21 protein-coding genes are annotated in these 19,140 nt (G+C 64.2%); 7 read left to right on the top strand and 14 right to left on the bottom strand.

The features are described from left to right. Positions 1–8: 8 nt before the first annotated feature. The 6 genes from NKK51_RS18660 to NKK51_RS18635 all read right to left on the bottom strand — a co-directional run bounded on the left by NKK51_RS18660 (position 9) and on the right by NKK51_RS18635 (position 5,915). Positions 9–419 (bottom strand): GtrA family protein, encoded by a 411-nt coding sequence (locus NKK51_RS18660; protein ID WP_352554226.1) that lies wholly within the window; start codon positions 417–419, stop codon positions 9–11. Continuing rightward, positions 416–1,225 carry a ChbG/HpnK family deacetylase gene (locus tag NKK51_RS18655; RefSeq protein ID WP_352554225.1) on the bottom strand — a complete coding sequence of 270 codons (810 nt, stop codon included), beginning with the start codon at positions 1,223–1,225 and terminating at the stop codon, positions 416–418. The genes NKK51_RS18660 and NKK51_RS18655 overlap by 4 nt, the downstream gene beginning before the upstream one ends. Next, on the bottom strand, positions 1,222–2,211 hold the full coding sequence (locus NKK51_RS18650; protein ID WP_352554224.1) for a glycosyltransferase family 2 protein: 990 nt from the start codon (positions 2,209–2,211) through the stop codon (positions 1,222–1,224). The genes NKK51_RS18655 and NKK51_RS18650 overlap by 4 nt, the downstream gene beginning before the upstream one ends. Continuing rightward, positions 2,204–3,367 carry a glycosyltransferase 87 family protein gene (locus NKK51_RS18645; RefSeq protein ID WP_128303155.1) on the bottom strand — a complete coding sequence of 388 codons (1,164 nt, stop codon included), beginning with the start codon at positions 3,365–3,367 and terminating at the stop codon, positions 2,204–2,206. The genes NKK51_RS18650 and NKK51_RS18645 overlap by 8 nt, the downstream gene beginning before the upstream one ends. Positions 3,368–3,583: 216 nt before the next feature. Beyond that, positions 3,584–4,621 (bottom strand): zinc-binding dehydrogenase, encoded by a 1,038-nt coding sequence (locus NKK51_RS18640; RefSeq protein WP_352554223.1) that lies wholly within the window; start codon positions 4,619–4,621, stop codon positions 3,584–3,586. Positions 4,622–4,673: 52 nt separating this feature from the next. Then, complete coding sequence (locus tag NKK51_RS18635; RefSeq protein ID WP_352554222.1) at positions 4,674–5,915, bottom strand: acyl-CoA dehydrogenase family protein; 1,242 nt, start codon at positions 5,913–5,915, stop codon at positions 4,674–4,676. A 115-nt stretch (positions 5,916–6,030) separates the two neighbouring features. Between NKK51_RS18635 and NKK51_RS18630 the strand changes: the two genes are divergently transcribed. From NKK51_RS18630 to NKK51_RS18610, 5 genes are all read left to right on the top strand, one after another. Beyond that, on the top strand, positions 6,031–6,846 hold the full coding sequence (locus tag NKK51_RS18630) for an SDR family oxidoreductase (RefSeq protein ID WP_128303158.1): 816 nt from the start codon (positions 6,031–6,033) through the stop codon (positions 6,844–6,846). Positions 6,847–6,885: 39 nt separating this feature from the next. Then, entirely contained in the window at positions 6,886–7,371 is a 486-nt protein-coding gene (locus tag NKK51_RS18625) for a MaoC family dehydratase (protein ID WP_281040474.1), read from the top strand. Next, complete coding sequence (locus NKK51_RS18620; RefSeq protein ID WP_352554221.1) at positions 7,368–8,399, top strand: phosphotransferase family protein; 1,032 nt, start codon at positions 7,368–7,370, stop codon at positions 8,397–8,399. Before NKK51_RS18625 ends, NKK51_RS18620 begins: the two co-directional genes overlap by 4 nt. A 163-nt stretch (positions 8,400–8,562) precedes the next feature. After that, entirely contained in the window at positions 8,563–9,201 is a 639-nt protein-coding gene (locus NKK51_RS18615; protein ID WP_127268963.1) for a TetR/AcrR family transcriptional regulator, read from the top strand. A 172-nt stretch (positions 9,202–9,373) separates the two neighbouring features. Then, a complete protein-coding gene (locus NKK51_RS18610; RefSeq protein WP_023810118.1) occupies positions 9,374–9,622 on the top strand; it encodes a DUF680 domain-containing protein in 249 nt (82 codons plus the stop codon). 50 nt (positions 9,623–9,672) lie between these two features. Here the strand turns inward: NKK51_RS18610 and NKK51_RS18605 are convergent, their stop codons facing one another. The 8 genes from NKK51_RS18605 to NKK51_RS18570 form a co-directional block, all read right to left on the bottom strand. After that, complete coding sequence (locus NKK51_RS18605; RefSeq protein ID WP_352554220.1) at positions 9,673–10,722, bottom strand: Gfo/Idh/MocA family protein; 1,050 nt, start codon at positions 10,720–10,722, stop codon at positions 9,673–9,675. Positions 10,723–10,786: 64 nt separating this feature from the next. Then, positions 10,787–11,572 carry a ThuA domain-containing protein gene (locus NKK51_RS18600; protein ID WP_023810120.1) on the bottom strand — a complete coding sequence of 262 codons (786 nt, stop codon included), beginning with the start codon at positions 11,570–11,572 and terminating at the stop codon, positions 10,787–10,789. A 76-nt stretch (positions 11,573–11,648) separates the two neighbouring features. Further along, on the bottom strand, positions 11,649–11,879 hold the full coding sequence (locus NKK51_RS18595) for a hypothetical protein (protein ID WP_352554219.1): 231 nt from the start codon (positions 11,877–11,879) through the stop codon (positions 11,649–11,651). Between the two features lie 59 nt (positions 11,880–11,938). Continuing rightward, the gene (locus NKK51_RS18590; protein ID WP_023810122.1) at positions 11,939–12,523 is read right to left on the bottom strand and encodes a sarcosine oxidase subunit gamma; all 585 of its coding nucleotides are present in this window, start codon (positions 12,521–12,523) and stop codon (positions 11,939–11,941) included. Further along, positions 12,516–15,509: a sarcosine oxidase subunit alpha gene (locus tag NKK51_RS18585; RefSeq protein ID WP_352554218.1), complete on the bottom strand. Its 2,994-nt coding sequence runs from the start codon at positions 15,507–15,509 to the stop codon at positions 12,516–12,518. The genes NKK51_RS18590 and NKK51_RS18585 overlap by 8 nt, the downstream gene beginning before the upstream one ends. Continuing rightward, positions 15,506–15,817 carry a sarcosine oxidase subunit delta gene (locus NKK51_RS18580; RefSeq protein WP_023810124.1) on the bottom strand — a complete coding sequence of 104 codons (312 nt, stop codon included), beginning with the start codon at positions 15,815–15,817 and terminating at the stop codon, positions 15,506–15,508. Before NKK51_RS18580 ends, NKK51_RS18585 begins: the two co-directional genes overlap by 4 nt. An 11-nt stretch (positions 15,818–15,828) precedes the next feature. Beyond that, on the bottom strand, positions 15,829–16,269 hold the full coding sequence (locus NKK51_RS18575) for a hypothetical protein (RefSeq protein ID WP_352554217.1): 441 nt from the start codon (positions 16,267–16,269) through the stop codon (positions 15,829–15,831). Beyond that, positions 16,269–17,522 (bottom strand): sarcosine oxidase subunit beta, encoded by a 1,254-nt coding sequence (locus NKK51_RS18570; RefSeq protein ID WP_023810126.1) that lies wholly within the window; start codon positions 17,520–17,522, stop codon positions 16,269–16,271. The genes NKK51_RS18575 and NKK51_RS18570 overlap by 1 nt, the downstream gene beginning before the upstream one ends. A gap of 269 nt (positions 17,523–17,791) precedes the next feature. Between NKK51_RS18570 and NKK51_RS18565 the strand changes: the two genes are divergently transcribed. Both NKK51_RS18565 and NKK51_RS18560 read left to right on the top strand, forming a co-directional pair. Then, complete coding sequence (locus tag NKK51_RS18565; RefSeq protein WP_352440902.1) at positions 17,792–18,550, top strand: SDR family oxidoreductase; 759 nt, start codon at positions 17,792–17,794, stop codon at positions 18,548–18,550. A 109-nt stretch (positions 18,551–18,659) separates the two neighbouring features. Next, positions 18,660–19,046 (top strand): SET domain-containing protein, encoded by a 387-nt coding sequence (locus NKK51_RS18560; RefSeq protein ID WP_352440901.1) that lies wholly within the window; start codon positions 18,660–18,662, stop codon positions 19,044–19,046. Positions 19,047–19,140 lie beyond the last annotated feature (94 nt).

The raw sequence follows: 19,140 nt of genomic DNA, 5'->3' as shown, positions 1-19,140 counted from the left end.
AATTCCGCCTATCTCAAGAACCGGCCTTCGATCGACCAGCGCGCGGCGAGGAAATTCAGCACCGCCGCCGCCATGACGCCGCCGATTTTCGCCGGCCACACCCCGATGATGCCGGCGAACAGCGCGATCGAGAGGCTGGAGACACCGAGCGAAATCAGCGCTCCAAGCGTGGCGAAACGAAGGAACGCGTCATGCAGCCGGATGGCTCGATTGCGCTCGAACGACCACAAGCCGTTCGCCGCGAACGAGAAGGTGACGGCGATGAACCAGGCAGCGATGTTGGCGAGCAGCGGCGAGACCCCGAGCTTGAGCAGCAGGAAGAAGCTGGCAAGGTCGATGGCCGTGTTCGCCAGTCCGACAATGGCGAAGCGGACGATCTTGCTGCCGGCCGAACGCTGGGGCCGCTCGGCGTCGCTCATCCCCTGCCATCCATGATTGCGACATTGGCGCGGGCCAGGCTGGCTCCGAACGCGTCCGATGCCAGGGCCGCGAATTCGACCTCGCGCACATCTTGCATGGTGTCGCGCGCGCGCAGCGTCTCGTCGACATGGCCGGGATGACACATGAACAGCCCTCGCTCCGGCAACCCTTCGACGGCGGCCTGCAGAACCGCAGCGAACTTTTCGGGCTGCCGCCAGTCATAGATGCCGGCGAGCGGCTGGAAAACGATGAAGCCCGCGCGCTGCATCGAACGGTTGAACCCGGCAGCCAGCGCGGCAATGGCGGCGACTTTCGACCCTGCGGCCAGCGCCGGGGCGCCGCGCAGGGCCGGCCTGTCGGCGCCTTCTGGAAACCGTGCGCGCAGCCATGTGCGCACAACGGGAAGGAAATGCACATGCTGGTGCCCGTCGACGAAATCGGGGCGGCGGCCAAGCGCCTCGACGAAGCGGCCGTACTGGGCGTCAAGCTCGGCATGGACATGGCGGTCGCCGATGCGGCCGCGCAGAACAGGCAAGGCCAGTGCGCGGAGCGGTGGCAGCCGGCCTTCCGGCGCCAAGGCCGACCGGCCGGTGGCGGCCAACTGGTCGGTCAAGGTGAGGTGCAGCCCAACCGCGGCCCGGCCGCACAGCGGTTTTATGCGCTCTGCCTCCTTTGCCCACTCGGGAAAGCCGGTCATGCAGCTGGTGCCGGTCAGGCGTCCCCGATCGAGAAGATCGAGAATCCCGGCGGAAACGCCAGGCGCCAGGCCGTAATCGTCAGCGATCAGGCGAATGCGCCGCGTCATCTGTTCGAAGAGCCCGGCTCCGGCCGGTCGCCGGGGGCCACGCTGCGCACGACATCGCGCACGAGATAGACCGGCCGATTCTTGCTCTCGCTGAGCGTGACCCAGACATATTCGCCGATCAGGCCAAGCAGGGTCAGGTTGAGGCCGCCGAGCAGAACGACGGCAACCAGCAGGCTGGGGTAGCCCGGAACGGCAATGCCGTAGAAGATCACCTCGAAGAACACCTTGGCGCCATAGAGCGCGCCGGCCAACGCCGCGAGCAGCCCGCTAAGACTGATCAGGCGCAGCGGAATGACGGAGAACGAGGTGAACCCTTCGAGCGAGAAGGCGATCAGGTTGAGCCGACTCCATTTCGATGTGCCGCTGGCGCGGCCTTCCGGCGAATAGGGCAACGCCTTCTGGCGAAAGCCGGCCCAGGCAAACAGGCCCTTGTTGAAGCGACGCTTGTCACGCAGGCTGGTCAGTGCGCGCGCCACGGCGCCGCGCATGACGCGAAAGTCGCCGGCATTTTCGGGAATATCGAAACGCTGGCTGCTGTTGATCAGGCTGTAGAAAAGCCGTGCAAGCTGGCTGCGCCGCCAGCTCGCCTCGCGGCGGTCGTTCTGCGCAAAGACCACGTCGATGTCCGGATGGTCCACCAGCTCGGCGATCAGCTTCAGGCTGATGTCCAGGGAATGCTGAAGGTCGGCGTCCATGATCAGCACCATGTCGCCGCGCGACTGGTCGAGGCCGGCGAGCACAGCGACTTCCTTGCCGAAATTGCGGCTGAGACGGACGATCTCCCACGACCCCGTCAGCGCCTGGGAAAACCGCCCGGCGCCATCGTCACGGCTGCCGTCATCGACGAGGATCTTGTGCACGGTCATGCCGAAGCGCTGTGCCACGGCCGCTTCGAGCTCGCCGAGCAGGCGCGCGAAGGCCGATGCCGATGCCGCCTCGTTGAAGAATGGCGCAACGATATCGAGGCTCTGTCGCAACTCAGCCATTCGCGACTCCCGCATTCACCACCTTTTCCCGTGCCTTGGCCCAGAACCACCAGATCAGCGAACCGGCGATGAAAGTGACGGCGACCGGCCGGAACCAGGGGAAGAGGAAATCGTGCACATGGCGCTCGACGCCGCTCAGCCCGGTCACGAACAGCGTCATCGACAGCACCGAGGCGAGGACGCCGCCCCGTTCTTCGCGCCACAACAGGGCGATGGCAAGACCGGCTGGTACCGCGATCATGGCAAAGGTGTTAGGTTCGACGCGCGGGTTGAAGACGCACATGTAGAAGGTGGCCGTCAGGAAGATCGCCAGCGCCGCCTTTCCCTGTTCGAACCTGCGGTCGAACCAGATGACGGCTGAAAGCGTAAGCAGGGCCATGACCATGCGCACGATCGTTGCGCCGAATTCCGGTATCGGCAGCCCTATCGTGGTGAACGGTGCCGTGAAATCGGTGGACACGAAATGGCTGGTGTTCTCGACGGCCATGGAGGTCAACATCTGGGCGAAGACACGATACTGATCGTTGAGATAGCCGGCGGGAGCAAAAGCGTAAGGCAGTGCGAGCACGAACAGCACCGCCAGCACCAGCACCGGTATCAACCGGAGCCGAAGGGCTCCTACCAACAACAGCATTATGATCGCGGTCGGCTTGGCGATGATGGCGAGCGAAGCCCAGAAGAACGTCTCCGCCCGTCGTCCTTCCAGCGCCGACAATGTGAGAAGCCAGCAAGCGCCGGTCAAAAGGATCGTCGCCTGGCCGTTGCGGATCGCGCCGAGCGCCATCGGCACAGCGAGGAAGAGGCCGAAAGAAAGCAGCCACATCAACTCGTCACCACCGAGCTTGCGCACCTGCCGCATCGCGGCATAGGTCAGCACCGCAAACCCGAGGGAGTGCCACATCACGCCGCCCAGATGCGGACCGAGCTTGACTATTGGAGTGTAGAGCGCGGCGAAGGCCGGCGCGTAGAGATACCCCATCTCGGATTGGGTATCGTAGAGTGGCAGACCGGCCAGAAGCGCCTCGCTGCCATCTATATAGGCCTTCCATACCGTCCGCGTGTACGGCGACCACAGGACCATGGCAAGAACGACCAGGAACGCTCCGATCCACAGGCCAAACCCTAAACGGTCGAAAACCGGCTTGGAAATCGTCATCAAGGCACCCCACACAATCCCGGAACAGGCTCAGTCCAGCCTGTCCCGGCATTCGATGGCGGCGGCATATCACGGACGCAGCGGCGTGGCATAGGGGGCTTGATGGACGCGCATATCGGCCTGACGGTCCCGCGTCGGCGGATAGCCGGCAATCTCTGCCCGCAAAGCCCTCCAAGGGCGCCTCGCGTCCAAGCTTCTCGAATCTTTCGAATTGGCCTAAGACCGGATGAACACCTTGCCGTTCGGCTTGGCCAGTTCCGCTGGCACCCGCGCCATCGCCTCGGCAAGCGGCACCACCGCCGTCACGTCGGTCGACCAGCGCCCATCGGAAAAACGCTTCTGCGCTTCCAGGATCGCCGGGCCGCGGCGATCGCGGAACTGGCGCATCCACTCGCTCAGCCAAAAACCTTCGATATGCTTGTGCTGGAAGATCAGTTGGCCGGGCTCGCGGATAACAGTGGCTTCGGGATCGAGCTTCCCATAGATGATCCAGCGCGACCGCTTCGGCATGATGTCGAAGATGGCGGAAGCCAGCGGCCCGGTCACCGCGTCGAGAAAGATGCGCGGCTGCTCGGCCTTCATCACCTCGCGTAGCGCCGCCTTGAAATCCGGCGCCTTTTCGTTGAGGACGTGCGCCGCGCCGAGCGCTTTCAGCGCCGCGATCTGGTCGTCGCGGCGCACGGTGACGATCGGCCGGAAGCCCTCTCCGCTGGCCAGGCCAATGATCAGCTTGCAGAGCTGGCTGGCGCCGGCGGTCATGACGAAGGCCTTCTCGCCTTCCTGTTTGACGATGTCGAACATGGCGAGCGCGGTGAGCGGGTTGACGATCATCGCCGCCCCATCCTCGTCGCGGACCGTGTCGAGCAGCGGAATGCATGCAGCAGCTTCAGCGACGGCATAGTCGGCCCACGAGCCCCAGTTGGTGGCGCCGGTGGCAAAGGCGACGCGCTTGCCGATCAGGCTTTGGGGATAGGTCTCGTCGCCGCTGGCGACGACGATGCCGACGCCCTCGAAGCCGGCCGGCTGTCCCTTGGCGCGCGGCTGGCCGTACTGGCCCTTGACGAAGGCGATGTCGGAGGGGTTGATCGAGGCGAGGCTGACCTTGATCAGCACCTGCGTCGGTCCGGGTGTCGGCACCGCGATGTTGCCCAGCTCGACATACGGCTCCATCGCCTCCAGCACACTGCCGCTCGGCGTCCTGGTGTAGCCGTCGCCGACCAGCAGCAGCGCCTTCATTTCGGAGGAGACGGCCATTGGAACACTCCGTGCTTGGGTTGTCGGCATCGCCGGATGACGATGCCGACGCTCAGACCTTTTCCTGCGTGTATTTCTTCAGCTCGGTGCGCGCCACCTGCCGGCGATGCACGGCGTCCGGCCCGTCGGCAAGGCGCAAGGTCCGCAGATGCGTCCACGACCGCGCCAGCGGCGTGTCCTGGCTGATGCCTTGCGCGCCGAACATCTGCACCGCCTCGTCGGTGACCTTGAGCGCGACGCGGGGTGCCACCACCTTGATCTGGCTGATCCAGGGGGCTGCGGCGCGGGCGTCGCCCTGGTCGATCATCCACGCCGCCTTGAGGCAGAGCAGCCGGGCCATCTCGATCTCCATGCGGCATTCGGCGATGATGTCGAAATTGGCGCCGAGCTTTGCCAGCTTCTGGCCGAAGGCCTCGCGGCGCAAGGAACGCTGGCACAGCATCTCGAGCGCCATCTCGGCCTGGCCGATGGCGCGCATGCAATGGTGGATGCGGCCGGGACCGAGCCGCCCTTGCGCGATCTCGAACCCCCTGCCCTCGCCGAGGATCAGGTTCGATGTCGGTACCCGCACATTGTCGAAGCGAAGGTGCATGTGGCCGTGCGGCGCGTCGTCATCGCCATAAACCTGCATGGCCCGGACCTTGGTCACACCCCTTGTGCCTGATGGCACCAGGATCATCGAATGACGGCGGTGCTGCGGCTCGTCATCGCCGCCGGTCCTGACCATGACGATGTAGATGGCGCAGCGCGGATCGCCGGCGCCCGAAGCCCACCATTTCTCGCCATTGAGCACATATTCGTCGCCCTGACGCTCGCAGCGCATGGCAATATTGGTGGCGTCGGACGAGGCGACATCCGGCTCGGTCATCAGATAGGCCGAGCGGATCTTGCCGTCGAGCAGCGGTTCCAGCCATTCCTTCTTGTGATCGGCCGAGCCGTACCGTTCCAGCACCTCCATGTTGCCGGTGTCGGGCGCCGAGCAGTTGAAGGCCTCGGCGCCGAGATGCGCCTTGCCCATCTCCTCGGCCAGATATGCGTATTCGACGGTGGAAAGGCCATAGCCGCGTTCCGAGCCGGTCAGCCAGAAATTCCACAGGCCGCGCTCCCTTGCGGTTTTCTTCAGCCCTTCGAGGATCTCGCTCTGGCGCGCACTGTAGACCCAGCGGTTGCCTGCCTTGCCCACCTCGCTCAGGAATTCCCTGTCGAGCGGCATGATCTCGTCGCGAACCATGGCCGCGACGCGCGCGTGGATCGGCTTCAGCCGCTCGGTCATGCCGAGATTCATCTCCGTCATCGGTCGCTAACCCTTCATGCATGCCAGGCATTTTGTCAGTGGCAAGGATGACCGTACTTCGGATAGCCTTGTCAACGCGAACTGTTTGCCCGCATGCCGAGCGCGGAGGATTGTGATGAGCTATCTGGACGAGCTGTTTTCGGTGGCCGGCAAGACCGCGCTGGTGACGGGTGCCGCGACCGGCATAGGCCGCATGGCGGCAACCGCGCTGGTCAGGGCCGGCGCCAGCGTGATGATCGCGTCGCGCAAGAGCGAGGATTGCATCCAGGTCGCCGAAGAGTTGAACGAGCTTGGCGCATCCGGCCGGGCCGAAGGCTTCGCCGGGGACGTTTCCAGCGAAACCGGCATTGCCGCACTCGTTACCGAGGTCAAAGCGCGGACCGGGAAACTGCATATTCTGGTCAACAACGCCGGCGTCTCCTGGGGCGCGCCGCTGGAAAGCTTCCCCTATTCGGCTTGGGCCAAGGTGTTTGGCGTCAATGTCACCGCAGTCTTCCATCTGACCCGCGAATTGCTGCCACTGCTCGACGCTGCCGCCAGCGACGCCGATCCGGCTAGGGTGATCAATCTCGGTTCGGTGATGGGCACGCAGCCGCTGGCCGACGACGCCTATTCCTACACGGCGTCCAAGGCAGCCGTGCATCATCTGACCCGCACCCTTGCGCTCGAGTTCGCCGGCCGCCGCATCACCGTCAATGCCTTCGCTCCCGGCCCCTTCCAGAGCCGGATGACGGCATTCGCCACCAGTACGGATGAGCAGGCCAGGCATGTCGGCAGCCATGTTCCGATCGGCCGTATCGGCGCACCGGATGACATTGCCGGCGCAACGCTCTATTTGTGCAGCCGTGCAGGCAGCTACATCACCGGCGCCATCCTGCCGATCGACGGCGGACAGTCGGTGCAGCACGGGCTGACCTTGTTCAAGGAATGACATTTTCCGGCCACAGAAGCCGGGGGTGAACTGGAGGACATGAGCGTGGAACCGATCAGTCTCGATGTGCTTGTGGCCAGTGTCGGCAAGGAGGTTGGCGTGTCGCCGTGGCGGGTGGTCACGCAACGCATGATCGATCAGTTCGCCGACGCCACCGACGACCACCAGTTCATCCACTGCGATCCGGAGCGGGCCATGCGCGAAACGCCGTTCGGCGGCACCATCGCGCACGGCTTCCTGTCGCTGTCGCTGTTGTCGGCGATGACCTTCGAGACCATGCCGCCGCTGGAAAACGGCAAGATGGGCGTCAATCACGGCTTCGATTCGCTGCGCTTCCTGGCGCCGGTGAAAACCGGCGCGCGCATCCGCACGCGGTTCGTGCTGGCCGACGTCAAGGTCAGGCCGTCGGGCTGGGTGCAGACCGCGCATGACGTGACGATCGAGATCGAGGGTTCGAAGAAGCCGGCACTGACCGCGCGCTGGTTGACGCTGACCTTGATCGAACGCCAGCCCGAGACGGCATGAGTGATCCCGTTCTCGACCAGGCAGCGCTTGCGCCTTACCTCGAGGCGAACATACCTGGCTTTTCCGGCCTTGAGGCAGTTGAGAAGTTCAAATCCGGCCAATCGAACCCGACCTACCTTTTGACGGCGGCAAGCGGCCGTTATGTGCTGCGCGCCAAGCCGCCGGGGCAATTGCTGAAATCGGCGCATCAGGTCGATCGCGAATTCAGGGTAATGAGCGCGCTTGCCGGCACCGCCGTGCCTGTGCCTGCCATGCTGCATCTGTCGGCGGAAGACTCGCCCATCGGCCGTATGTTCTACGTGATGGATTTCCTGGACGGCCGCATTTTCTGGGATCCGGCCCTGCCGGAGGCTCGCGACAACGATGAACGCGCCGCCATCTACGATGCCATGAACGACACTCTTGCCGCGCTGCACGAGGTCGATGTCGAGGCCGTGGGGCTCGGCGATTTCGGCCGACCGGGCAGTTATTTCGAGCGCCAGCTGGCGCGCTGGACCAGCCAGTACCGCGCCTCGGAGACCGGCACGGTGGCCGATATGGACCGGTTGATTGCCTGGCTGGAGACACACATACCGGAGGATGACGGCCGCGTCTCCCTGGTCCATGGCGATTACCGGCTGGACAATCTGATCTTCGCGCCGGACCGGCCAAAGGTGCTGGCGGTGCTCGATTGGGAATTGTCGACATCAGGCCACCCCTTCGCCGATATCGCCTATCAGTGCATGCAATGGCGGCTGCCGCACGCGTCGGGTTTTCGCGGCCTGGGCGGCATCAGCCGCGCGGCGCTCGGGCTGCCCTCCGAAACGGACTACGTCGCCGCCTACTGCCGGCGGCGCGGGCTCACAGGTATCGGCAACTGGACGTTCTTCCTGGCCTTTTCCTTCTTTCGCCTGGCCGCGATCTGCCAGGGTGTCTTCAAGCGGGCGCTGGACGGCAACGCCTCCAATCCCGAAAAGGCCAGGACCTATGGCGAGGCGGTGAAGCTGCTTTCGCGTCTTGCCGCGAAGCTGATCGACAAGGAGGCGTGATGGCCGCTTTGACGGAGCAACGGTGTTGATCATGGGTGCCGCCAACTTCGACGAGCGTGGGCACGATCCGAAGCATACCGCTTGGGAACTTCCCATGCCCTTGTCCGTTTCCGTACAGCGTATATAATTTAGCCAGCCACCAACCAACCAAAGGCACCAGATCTTGCCGCAGAGCGTCCAGACACGCCGCGAGAAACAAAAGGCCGAACTGCGCTCCGAACTGGTCGAGGCCGCGCACAAGCTCGTCCAGGAAGAAGGCTATGAAGGCCTGACCATCCGCAAGCTGGCCAAGCGGGTCGGCTACGCCCCGATGTCGGTCTATTCCTACTTCGCCGACAAGCAGGACATCCTGTTCGCTCTGGCCGAGGATGCATTCGAGACGCTTGCCCGCCGCATCGAGGAGCATCCGTCCGACGATCCGATCGAGGCCTTGCAGGCGGTGATGACCGAATATGCCGCTTTCGGACTCGGCAATCCCAACGAATACCGCACCGTGTTCATGACCGAAAAGACCAAGCTGCCAGAAGGCTACAACGAAATGGAAGAGAGCAACCCTGCTATGAAGGTGCTGATCAGCAGGGTCGAGGCCTGCGTCGCCGCCGGCAAATTGCAGGGCGATCCGCGCGCCATCGCCACCATGCTGTGGGCGGTCGGCCACGGCACGATCTCGCTGCTCATCACCTTTCCGTTCTACCCCTTCGGCGACCCGCAGGCCTTCGTGAAGCGGATGTGCGATTTCACGCTTGCCACGCTCAGCACGCAAAACGTGCCGCCACTGACCGAGACACCGGTCAACTGCTGAACGCCGTTTCCTTTGGTTTGTGTATCCCCTCCAGACCTGGGGGGTTTCTTGGTTAACAAAAAATTTATTGTACGCGTACGGTTTTCCTTGAACTTCGCGATCGACGGGCGTATATGTACAGTGCATCGTACATGTACGAGAGAAATTCACCCGTCGAAAACGGAGACTGACAATGAAAAAGATACTCCTCACCCTCGCCGCCGTGCTGGCACTTTCGGGCTCGGCCTTCGCCGCCAACACCACCCACCCCGTCAAGCATGCGCCGGTGGCGGCCTGCGTTGACACCAAGACCAACGTGAAGCTCGATTGCGCTTCGACCGGTTCGGTCGAGAAGAAGGGCGCCACGGAAAATACCGCTGAAGGCAAAGGTCCGCGCCTCGGCATCGACATCAATCCTTGGATCGTGCCGAGCTCGTTCTGATATTTGCAGGACATCACTTCTGGCCGGCACAAGCCGGTCAGGTGGAAACTTCAGCTGACCGAAACCGGCAGCTTCGCCGCTGAACTCTCGAAGGCCGCGTCAATCAGCTTCTGCATGTCGGCGGCACGCCGGAACGACGGATCGCCATTCCGGCCTGTATCCAGCGCATCGGCAAAGCGTCGCGCATTGCGCTTGACACTGGGCAGCGCCAGCGTTCGCCATTGCTGAAGATCGACATCGCCGCCGAGACAGGCCGACAGGTTAGATGCCTTGCCGTCGGTCTCGACCCTGATGGCGCCCTTGGTGCCGTGCAGGGCCAGCGACAAATCGTTGGCGTGGCCGGTCATGTAGCGGCTCGCCACGATCGTGGCGAGCGCGCCGGAACTGAGCCGGGCCGTCATCGCCACGCTGTCATTGGCATCCAGCAGATAGTCGCCGATGCGCTCGCCCTCGGCCTTCGGAAACGTCACCAGATCGGCATGCAGGCTGACGATGTCCTGGCCGGCGCCATAGGTGGCGAAGTCCAGGATATGGATGCCGACATCGCCCAGCACGCCGGTTGAACCGTGCCGGCTCGACAAGCGCCACAGCCATTTGTCCTCGACCCGCCAGTCGCCCCATGACTGGCTGACCAGCCAGCTTTGCCGGTAGCTCGCCTCGACATGGCGCAGCTCGCCGATCTCGCCGGCCAGCACCATGCGCCGCGCTTCATGAATCGCCGGTGAGTTGCGATAGGTCAGGTTGACCATGTTGACCACCCCTGCAGCCTCGGCCGCTTCGGTCATATCAAGCGCGTCGGCGTGGTTCGGCGCCAGCGGCTTTTCGCAAAACACATGCTTTCCCTGGGCAAGCAGCGCCAGCGTCGTCGCCATATGCGCACCATCCGGCGTCGCGTTGATGGCGGCATCGAACTGACCCCAGGCGATCGCCGCCTCCAGGCTCTCGAAAGATTCGCCGATCTTGCTGACGGCGGCAAACGCTGCGGCGCGGCCGGGCACCTGGTCGACACAGGCGACGATGCTGCAGCCCGGGATCTCGGCAAACTCCTCGACATGATGCCCGGCGATACCGCCGGTGCCGAGCAGAAGAATTCGGTGCATTAGCCCCAAGCCCCAATCAACTCACGCCTTAAGCAATTCAGGCCCCGATCAGCTCAGGCCCGAATCAACTCAGGCCCTTGTCGCCGTCGGCATGCAGGCGCAGCCCCTTCTGCACGATCTTCTCCTTGGCCGCATCCGTCGGCACGTTCGGCGCGTTGGTGATGCCGGACCAGGCCGGCGCCGGGTTGTGCGCCCAATGGACGGCGTTGCGCAGCACCTGCTGCACGCCCTCATTGTGATAGATCGGATAGGTCTCGTGGCCGGGCGAGAAGTAGAAGATCCGTCCTGCACCGCGCTGGTAGGTCAGCCCGGATCGGAACACCTCACCACCCTCGTACCAGGAGACGAACACCGTCTCGAGCGGCTCCGGCACGGCGAACGGCTCGCCATACATTTCCGTCTCGCCGATCTCCAGGCACTCGCCGATGCCTTGCGCGATCGGGTGGCCGCGGTTGATCGCCCAGACGCGCTCGCGCTCGCCCGCCTCGCGCCATTTCAGCGAACAGGGCGTGCCCATCAGCCGCTTGAATATCTTCGAGTAGTGGCCGGAATGGAGCACGATCAGGCCCATCCCTTCCCAGACCCGCTTCTGCACCCGCTCGACGATATCGTCCTTGACCTCGCCATGCGCCGCGTGGCCCCACCACAAAAGCACGTCGGTGGCCGCCAGGCGCTTCTCGCTCAGGCCATGTTCGGGTTCCTGCAAGGTGGCGGTGGTCGCCTCGATGCCCTTGTCCTGGTTGAGGGCGGCGGCAATGGTGCCGTGCATCCCCAAGGGATAGAGGTCGCGCACGGCTTCATTGGTCTGCTCGTGGACGTTCTCGCCCCATACGATCGCTTTTGTCGGCATTTTCATCTCCCAAAGCGCTTTAAATAGCATGTCCAAGGGGATTGAGAAGGCCCGATGAGATCTTGCCCGATGGAAACTACGGCTTGCGCCTCTTGCGCCCGGGCACGGTCTTGGCCTTGCCTGGTTTTGCCGGAGCTCCAGGAATGGCCGTTCCAGTGATGGATATCGGATCGCTGGCCGGGAACGTGTCTTCGAGGCCTTCCTCGAGTTCGTCTTCGGCGCTCGGCGCTTCGTGCCGCTCGTGTTCGAGCGAGCGGACAGCCGATGTCTTTTTGACCGGCGACTTCGGCGCGGAATTCGACGGCATCGGCATTCTCCCTCGGCGTGCGGATGCAGAACGAGCGTGCCCTGCAAAACGTTCCGAGTTCAGACCGCCGCGTCGCGCGATCCCTCGGACAGCAAAGTAAAGACATAGTCCGAGAAGGAACGCCAGCATTCGACCCGGAAGGCGTCGTTACCCGTGCGCAGCAGCACGATCTCGGTCTTGCCCAGGATGGTGCGCGACGCTGCTCCCACCGGGAAGGCGTCGAGCGACAGGTCCTGCGGGCAGCCCGCATTGATCGCCGCCGCCGCTCCGGCACCCGTCACTGATATCGCGATGTTGCGATGCGAGACGCCGACCGCCGAATGCAGCGCGGATACTTTGGCGCAATCGGCGAGCGGATCGTTGTCGGCCTCATCGATGACCAGCCATTCGTCGGGGCCGAGCCACAGAGCGGTGCGCCCGCCGTTCGCGGCAGCGGTTTTCGGCTTGTTCGGCAAGGTCACGCCGAGCGCCTTTGAAAGCGCTGCGACCGAAGCCTCCGGCGCCCGTAATGAAACGCGCTCGGCCGGCGGCAGCACCTCGACCTTGACGCTGGCGGCAGTGGTGCTGCGCCCAGCCAGCGCCGGACGGCGTTCGACCGAAGGCGATGCAGCCGGAGCCGTCTTTCTTGCAGCGGCCTTAGCCATTGAGGCGCCCTCCCGTCTCGTCGAAGAACACCATGCCGGTAACCTCCACTTCGATCACCCCGTTCGGCATCGGCACATAGAGGGTCTCGCCCATCCGGTCGCGGCCGCCGGCGACCAGCGCCAGAGCGATCGAGCGGCCGCAATTTTCCGACCAGTAGCTCGAGGTGACATGGCCGATCATCTTCATCGGGATCGCCTGCTTCGGGTCCTCGACGATCTGCGCGCCCTCTTCCAGCACCACCTTGGGATCCCTGGTCTTCAGGCCGACCAATTGCTTGCGGCCCTTGGCGACCAGATCTGGCCGCGTCAGGCCGCGGATGCCGACGAAGTCCGGCTTCTTCTTGCCGACCGCCCAATCGAGGCCGGCGTCGTTCGGCGTTACCGTGCCGTCGGTGTCCTGGCCGACGATGATGTAGCCCTTTTCGGCGCGCAGCACGTGCATCGCCTCGGTGCCATAAGCAGCCGCACCATGCTTCTGGCCTTCGGCCCACAGCGCTTCCCAGACCGCCTGGCCATAGTCGGCCGGCACGTTCACCTCGAAGCCGCGCTCGCCGGTGAACGACATGCGGAACAGCCGCGTCGGCACGCCGCAGATCTTGCCTTCGCGCACCGACATGTGCGGCAGCGCCTCGTCCGACATGTCGATGCCTTCGAGCAGCGGCGCGATGATGTCGCGCGACTTGGGCCCCTGCACCGCGATAACAGCCCATTGCTCGGTGATCGAGGTCAGCCAGACATTGAGATGCGGGAACTCGGTCTGGAGATAGTCCTCCATGTGGTTCATGACGCGCGGCGCGCCGCCGGTCGTCGTCGTCACGTGGAAACGGTCGGGGGCCAGCCTGCCGACGACGCCGTCATCATAGATGAACCCGTCCTCGCGCAGCATGATGCCGTAGCGGCAGCGGCCGGGCTCCAGCTTCTCCCATGGGTTGGTGTAGAGCAGCTCCATGAATTTGGCCGCGTCCGGCCCGACCACTTCGATCTTGCCCAGCGTCGAGGCATCGAACAGGCCAGCCGTCTTGCGCACGGCGACGCATTCGCGGTCGACCGCCGCGTGCATGTCCTCGCCCGCCTTGGGGAAATACCAGGCGCGCTTCCACTGGCCGACATCCTCGAACACGGCACCTTGCGCCTCGGCCCAGGGATGGATCGCGGTTCTGCGTGTCGGGTCGAACAGCGGACCTCGCGCATGGCTGACGATCGCGCCGAAGGTGACCGGCGTATAGGGCGCGCGGAACGTGGTCAGGCCGACCTCCGGGATCGGCTTTCCCAGCACCTCGGCGGCAATCGCCAGGCCGTGCATGTTGGAGGTCTTGCCCTGGTCGGTCGCCATGCCGTTGGTGGTGAAGCGCTTGACGTGCTCGATCGATCGCATGCCTTCGTGCACCGCCTGGCGGATATCCTTGGCGGTGACGTCGTTCTGGAAATCGACAAACGCCTTCACCGTCGTGTCCGGCCCGGCGCCGGGCGCCGCGCCCAACATACCGCGCGACCAGCTCTCCGAGGCGTCTACCTTCGGCTTGCTGCCCTTGGCGGTTTTGGCACCCGCATCCCTGGCCGCCTTGGCGCCTGCCGCATAGGCCTCATCGACCGTCGCAGACAGCCCGTCGGTGCCGTTGCAGGCGCCGACCGAGACGCAGTCCTGCGCATAGATGCCCGGCACGAAGCGCTTGGTCTCGTCGTTGAAGGCGACCTTTCCGCGCGACTGCGAGAACAGATGCACCGACGGCGTCCAGCCGGCCGACATCAGTATCGCATCGACCGCGATGGTGCGTTCGCCGCCGCCATTCTTCGGCTGCACGGTCATCGACGAGACCCTGAGCTTGCCGCCAGCGCGGATCACCGCGCGGCCGAAATTGACCTCGATGCCGAGCGCCCTCGCCTCGTCGATCACCGGTCCGGTCGGATTGTCGCGCAGATCGACGATCGCCGCCACGTTGACGCCGGCTTTCTTCAGGTCGATCGCCGCTGCATAGGCGGAATCATTGGCGGTGTAGACGCCGACATTCCTGCCGACGGCGACGCCATAGTGGTTGAGATAGGTGCGCGCGGCACCCGCCAGCATGATGCCGGGCCGGTCATTGTCGGCAAACACCATGTGGCGCTCGATCGCACCGGAGGCCAGCACCACGCGCTTGGCCCGGACCTGCCAAAGCCGCTCGCGCGCCAGATCGTGGCCGGGGGTCCTCAGATGTTCGCTGACACGCTCGACCAGCCCAATAAAATTCTGCGCATAGTAGCCGAACGCCGTCGTGCGCGACAGCACGCGGACATTGTCCATCGCGGCGAGCTTCGCCACGGCAGCTTGCGCCCAGGCAAAACCGTCCTGGCCGTCGATCTTCGCGCCGCTCTCGAAACGCAGGCTGCCGCCGAACTCGGCCTGCTCGTCGGCGAGGATGACGCGCACGCCGGTCTCGGCCGCCGCAAGCGCTGCCGCGATGCCTGCCGCACCGCCGCCCAGCACCAGCACGTCGCAATGCGCATAGCGCGATGAATAATGGTCGGGATCCGGCTGGTCCGGGGAAACGCCAAGACCGGCCGCGGCGCGGATCTTTGGCTCATAGAGCGTCTTCCACGCCGCTTTCGGCCACATGAAGGTCTTGTAGTAGAAGCCGGCCGAAAGCAGCGGCGAGGCGATATCGCTGACCGCACCGAGGTCGAAGGACAGTGACGGCCAGCGGTTCTGCGACTGCGCATCAAGCCCATCATAGAGCTCCTGCACGGTCGCCCGCACGTTCGGCGTCTTGCGTGCCGCGTCGCGCCTGATTTCGACCAGGGCGTTCGGCTCCTCGGCGCCCGCCGACAGGATGCCGCGCGGACGGTGGTACTTGAACGAACGGCCGACGAGATGGACGCCATTGGCGAGCAGCGCCGAGGCCAGCGTGTCGCCCTCGATGCCGGCATAGGACTGGCCATCGAAGCTGAACCGCGCGGTCTTGGCTTGGCTGAAGCGGCCAGCGCCGGGAATGCGGAACGCGCCGCTCATTTGGCAACCACTTCGTTGGAGTTTTTCGGCAGCTTGGTGGGTTTGGGCTCGCCGGCCTTGTAGGTCATGACGAATTTGTCGGTGACGGTGTCGCGTACGGCATTGAAGAAGCGCGCACAGCCATGCATGTGCCGCCAGCGCTCATAAATGATGCCCTTGGGGTTGGAGCGGATGAAGAAGAACTTTTCAAAATCGTCGTCGCTCTCGCCGGCCATATTGGCCGAGCGCGCGATGTGCGCCTCGCCAGCGTTGCGGAACTCGAGTTCCGGACGCTCTTCCTCGCAATAGGGGCAGCGGATGAGAAGCATTGTCCTGGTTCCTACAATTCGCCGTGGCCGACGTGGGCGCCCGCCGGTTGATCGCAAAGCTTCTGTCCCAAGGTCGCGAACGGTGCGACGAGCCGGATGCGCTCTTCCACGCTTGCAGCGGGACGAAACAGATCGCGGGACGCCATGTTGCCGAGGGTGAGCTGCATCGGATCGGTGGTGACGATGACTTGACGCGGCTGGAATGTCTCGGCCTCGTCGAGTCCTTCGGGTCGTCCCTCGAAGAACATCACCACTCTCTGGCCGCCACTCCAGACGCAGGCCAGCGTGCCGTCATCGACCGAAAACGGCCAGACGGTTTCGTTGCCGGTGCGGCTGATCGGCTGCGTGCGCACTTCGTCCGGCGAGGGAAAATGGAACATGCCCCGTTCCCCCGCCAGCACTTGTTCCCCCGCCAGCATCAGCGGCATCGCGACAGCGATCTGCGCCATCATCAGTGCGCCACCGCCGCCGCCGCCGCCTCGTCGATGAGCCGTCCGGTGCGGAAGCGCTCGATGGTGAAGGGCGCGTTGATCGGATGCGGATCGTCCCTGGCGATCGTATGGGCAAAGACATGGCCCGATCCCGGCGTCGCCTTGAAGCCGCCCGTGCCCCAGCCGCAATTGACATAGAGGCCGGGCACCGGCGTCTTGGCCAGGATCGGCGAGCGGTCGGGCGTGACGTCGACGATGCCGCCCCACGAGCGCAGCATCTTCATGCGCGTGAAGATCGGGAACATCTCGCAGATGGCGTCGAGCGTATGCTGCAATATGTGCAAGCCGCCGGTCTGCGAGTAGGAGACATACTGGTCGGTGCCGGCGCCGATCACCAGCTCGCCCTTGTCGGACTGCGAGATATAGGCGTGCACCGTGTTCGACATCACCACGCAGGGAACCACCGGCTTGACCGGTTCCGACACCAGCGCTTGCAGCGGATAGCTTTCCAGCGGCATGCGCACGCCGGCCATGTTCATGATGACGGAGGAATGGCCGGCGGCAACGACGCCCACCTTCTTGGCGCCGATGAAGCCGCGCGTCGTGTCGACGCCCATCACCGCGCCGTTGGCCGCTCGCTTGACCCCGGTAACCTCGCAATTCTGGATAATGTGGACGCCGCGCGCCGAGGCGCCGCGCGCATAGCCCCAGGCAACGGCGTCATGACGGGCCGTGCCGCCGCGCCGCTGCAGCGACGCACCGACCACCGGATAGCGCGCCTCCTTGGAGGTGTTGAGCGGTGGGCAGAATTCCTTCGCCTGCTCCGGCGTCAGCCACTCATTGTCGATGCCGTTCAGCCGGTTGGCGTGCACGTGACGCTTCAGCACCTGCACGTCGTGCACATTGTGCGCGAGCATCATGACGCCCCGCGCCGAATACATGACGTTGTAATTGAGCTCCTGGCTGAGCCCGTCCCACAGCTTCAGCGCGTGGTCGTAGATGCCGGCGCTCTCGTCATAGAGATAGTTGGAGCGGATGATGGTGGTGTTGCGGCCGGTGTTGCCGCCGCCGAGCCAGCCCTTTTCCAGCACCGCGACATTGGTGATGCCGTGCACCGTGGCGAGGTAATAGGCGGTGGCCAGGCCATGGCCGCCGGCGCCGACGATGATGACGTCGTATTCTTTCCTGGGCTCAGGCGAGGACCACTGTTCCTCCCAGCCCTTGTGGCCGCGCATGGCTTCCCGGGCGATGGCGAATACCGAATATTTCTTCAACGTCCCAACCTCGCCCCAAAAAGGCTTCGCGAATGGCGGCCGGCGTTCGTTCGGTCCCGGCGCGCGAGGTGTATCACTAGCGAAACAGCGCTTCCACCCTTGCGCTGTTTGCGACGGCGCTTGCCGTTTTGCGCCGTGGTGAAAAAGACGCATCTGGTGCGTCGGCGCTTTCCAGCATCTTGGCACGTATCGGGTGGCTCGCCTTGCCTCGATCTGCGACCAAGCACCCCAACTGCCGGTCAGGCCGGCGCGAAGAAAAGGATGCAAAAATGTTCGCACTCGCAAACAAGATCGCCATCGTCACCGGCGCCAGTTCCGGCATCGGCCGGGCCTCGGCAAAACTCTTTGCCGAGGAAGGCGCCAAGGTCATCGTCGCCGCCCGCCGTCAGGCCGAGCTCGATACGCTCGTCGCCGAGATAGAAGACAATGATGGCGCGGCCATCGCGCTTGCCGGCGATGTCAGGGACGAAGCCTATGCAAAGGCCCTTGTCGATCTGGCGGTCGAAAAGTTCGGCGGGCTCGACATCGCCTTCAACAATGCCGGCGCCGTTGGCCGGATGGGGCCGATTTCGGACCTGCCGCTGGAGGGATGGCGCGAGACGCTCGACACCAACCTCACCAGCGCGTTTCTCGGCGCCAAATACCAGGTGCCGGCAATGATCGAGCGCGGCGGCGGTTCGCTGATCTTCACCTCCACCTTCGTTGGTCACACAGTCGGCATGCCCGGCATGACTAGTTATGCCGCGAGCAAGGCCGGCCTGATCGGACTGACACAGGTGCTGGCCGCCGAATACGGCCCGAAAGGCGTGCGGGTCAACGCGCTGCTGCCCGGCGGCACCGACACACCGGCGGCAACCTTCAAGACCCCGGAATCACGGGTTTTCGTCGAAGGCCTGCATGCTTTGAAGCGTATCGCGATGCCGGAGGAGATCGCCCGCTCGGCACTCTATCTCGCCTCCGACGCCTCGAGCTTCACCACCGGAGCGGCTCTGTTTGCCGATGGCGGCGTGTCGATCAACCGGACGTGAAGATTCCAGCGGCGGGACGCATGTTCATAGCCGCCAGGCAAACGGCCGCTCTTGATTTTTCGCCGCGATTTGGCGATTCCGTTTATGTCCAAAAGCGGGGTCTGGAACCATGATGCTGATCAGAACCTATGTGACTGCGAGTGCGATCGAAGGTGTCGGCGTGTTCGCCGCGGAGCCGATCAGGAAAGGCGCTTCGATCTGGCGGCTCGATCCGGATTTCGACCGGCTGATCCCCATGGACAAATACGAGACGGCACCCCCGCATCTCAGGGAGCTGCTCGACCGCTATGCCTATCCGAGCCCGGACCGGCCAGGTTTCCTGGTCTATGAAGTCGACAATGGCCGCTTCATGAACCATTCCAGCAATCCGAATACGGATTTTTCGCAATATGGCGGGGCCACCGCGACCCGCGACATCGCCGTGGGCGAGGAGATCACCTGCGACTACGGCGAGTTCTTCGAGGATTTCGAGCTGCTGCACCTCGCGACGGCCTAGTCGGCTCCTTATATCAAGGCAAACAGACGGCGGCTGGCCCCGCAAATTCATTTCCGCTGTGGACAGCGCGGCATGATTCTGCTATCAGCCGCCA

It is taken from the genome of Mesorhizobium sp. M0011 (assembly GCF_040324155.1).
In the GTDB taxonomy this organism is placed as follows: domain Bacteria; phylum Pseudomonadota; class Alphaproteobacteria; order Rhizobiales; family Rhizobiaceae; genus Mesorhizobium.
Note: the sequence above shows the minus strand (reverse complement) of the source record. Positions and strands in the feature narration are given on the sequence as shown.

Bases quoted from the DNA above. Each gene is read 5' to 3' on its own strand.
- NKK51_RS18575 (WP_352554217.1), bottom strand. From the start codon at position 16,269: ATGATGGCGCAGATCGCTGTCGCGATGCCGCTGATGCTGGCGGGGGAA.
- NKK51_RS18610 (WP_023810118.1), top strand. From the start codon at position 9,374: ATGAAAAAGATACTCCTCACCCTCGCCGCCGTGCTGGCACTTTCGGGC.
- NKK51_RS18560 (WP_352440901.1), top strand. From the start codon at position 18,660: ATGATGCTGATCAGAACCTATGTGACTGCGAGTGCGATCGAAGGTGTC.
- NKK51_RS18660 (WP_352554226.1), bottom strand. From the start codon at position 419: ATGAGCGACGCCGAGCGGCCCCAGCGTTCGGCCGGCAGCAAGATCGTC.
- NKK51_RS18600 (WP_023810120.1), bottom strand. From the start codon at position 11,572: ATGCCGACAAAAGCGATCGTATGGGGCGAGAACGTCCACGAGCAGACC.
- NKK51_RS18620 (WP_352554221.1), top strand. From the start codon at position 7,368: ATGAGTGATCCCGTTCTCGACCAGGCAGCGCTTGCGCCTTACCTCGAG.
- NKK51_RS18635 (WP_352554222.1), bottom strand. From the start codon at position 5,915: ATGACGGAGATGAATCTCGGCATGACCGAGCGGCTGAAGCCGATCCAC.
- NKK51_RS18640 (WP_352554223.1), bottom strand. From the start codon at position 4,621: ATGGCCGTCTCCTCCGAAATGAAGGCGCTGCTGCTGGTCGGCGACGGC.
- NKK51_RS18565 (WP_352440902.1), top strand. From the start codon at position 17,792: ATGTTCGCACTCGCAAACAAGATCGCCATCGTCACCGGCGCCAGTTCC.
- NKK51_RS18630 (WP_128303158.1), top strand. From the start codon at position 6,031: ATGAGCTATCTGGACGAGCTGTTTTCGGTGGCCGGCAAGACCGCGCTG.
- NKK51_RS18650 (WP_352554224.1), bottom strand. From the start codon at position 2,211: ATGGCTGAGTTGCGACAGAGCCTCGATATCGTTGCGCCATTCTTCAAC.
- NKK51_RS18645 (WP_128303155.1), bottom strand. From the start codon at position 3,367: ATGACGATTTCCAAGCCGGTTTTCGACCGTTTAGGGTTTGGCCTGTGG.
- NKK51_RS18585 (WP_352554218.1), bottom strand. From the start codon at position 15,509: ATGAGCGGCGCGTTCCGCATTCCCGGCGCTGGCCGCTTCAGCCAAGCC.
- NKK51_RS18580 (WP_023810124.1), bottom strand. From the start codon at position 15,817: ATGCTTCTCATCCGCTGCCCCTATTGCGAGGAAGAGCGTCCGGAACTC.
- NKK51_RS18590 (WP_023810122.1), bottom strand. From the start codon at position 12,523: ATGGCTAAGGCCGCTGCAAGAAAGACGGCTCCGGCTGCATCGCCTTCG.
- NKK51_RS18625 (WP_281040474.1), top strand. From the start codon at position 6,886: ATGAGCGTGGAACCGATCAGTCTCGATGTGCTTGTGGCCAGTGTCGGC.
- NKK51_RS18605 (WP_352554220.1), bottom strand. From the start codon at position 10,722: ATGCACCGAATTCTTCTGCTCGGCACCGGCGGTATCGCCGGGCATCAT.
- NKK51_RS18595 (WP_352554219.1), bottom strand. From the start codon at position 11,879: ATGCCGTCGAATTCCGCGCCGAAGTCGCCGGTCAAAAAGACATCGGCT.
- NKK51_RS18655 (WP_352554225.1), bottom strand. From the start codon at position 1,225: ATGACGCGGCGCATTCGCCTGATCGCTGACGATTACGGCCTGGCGCCT.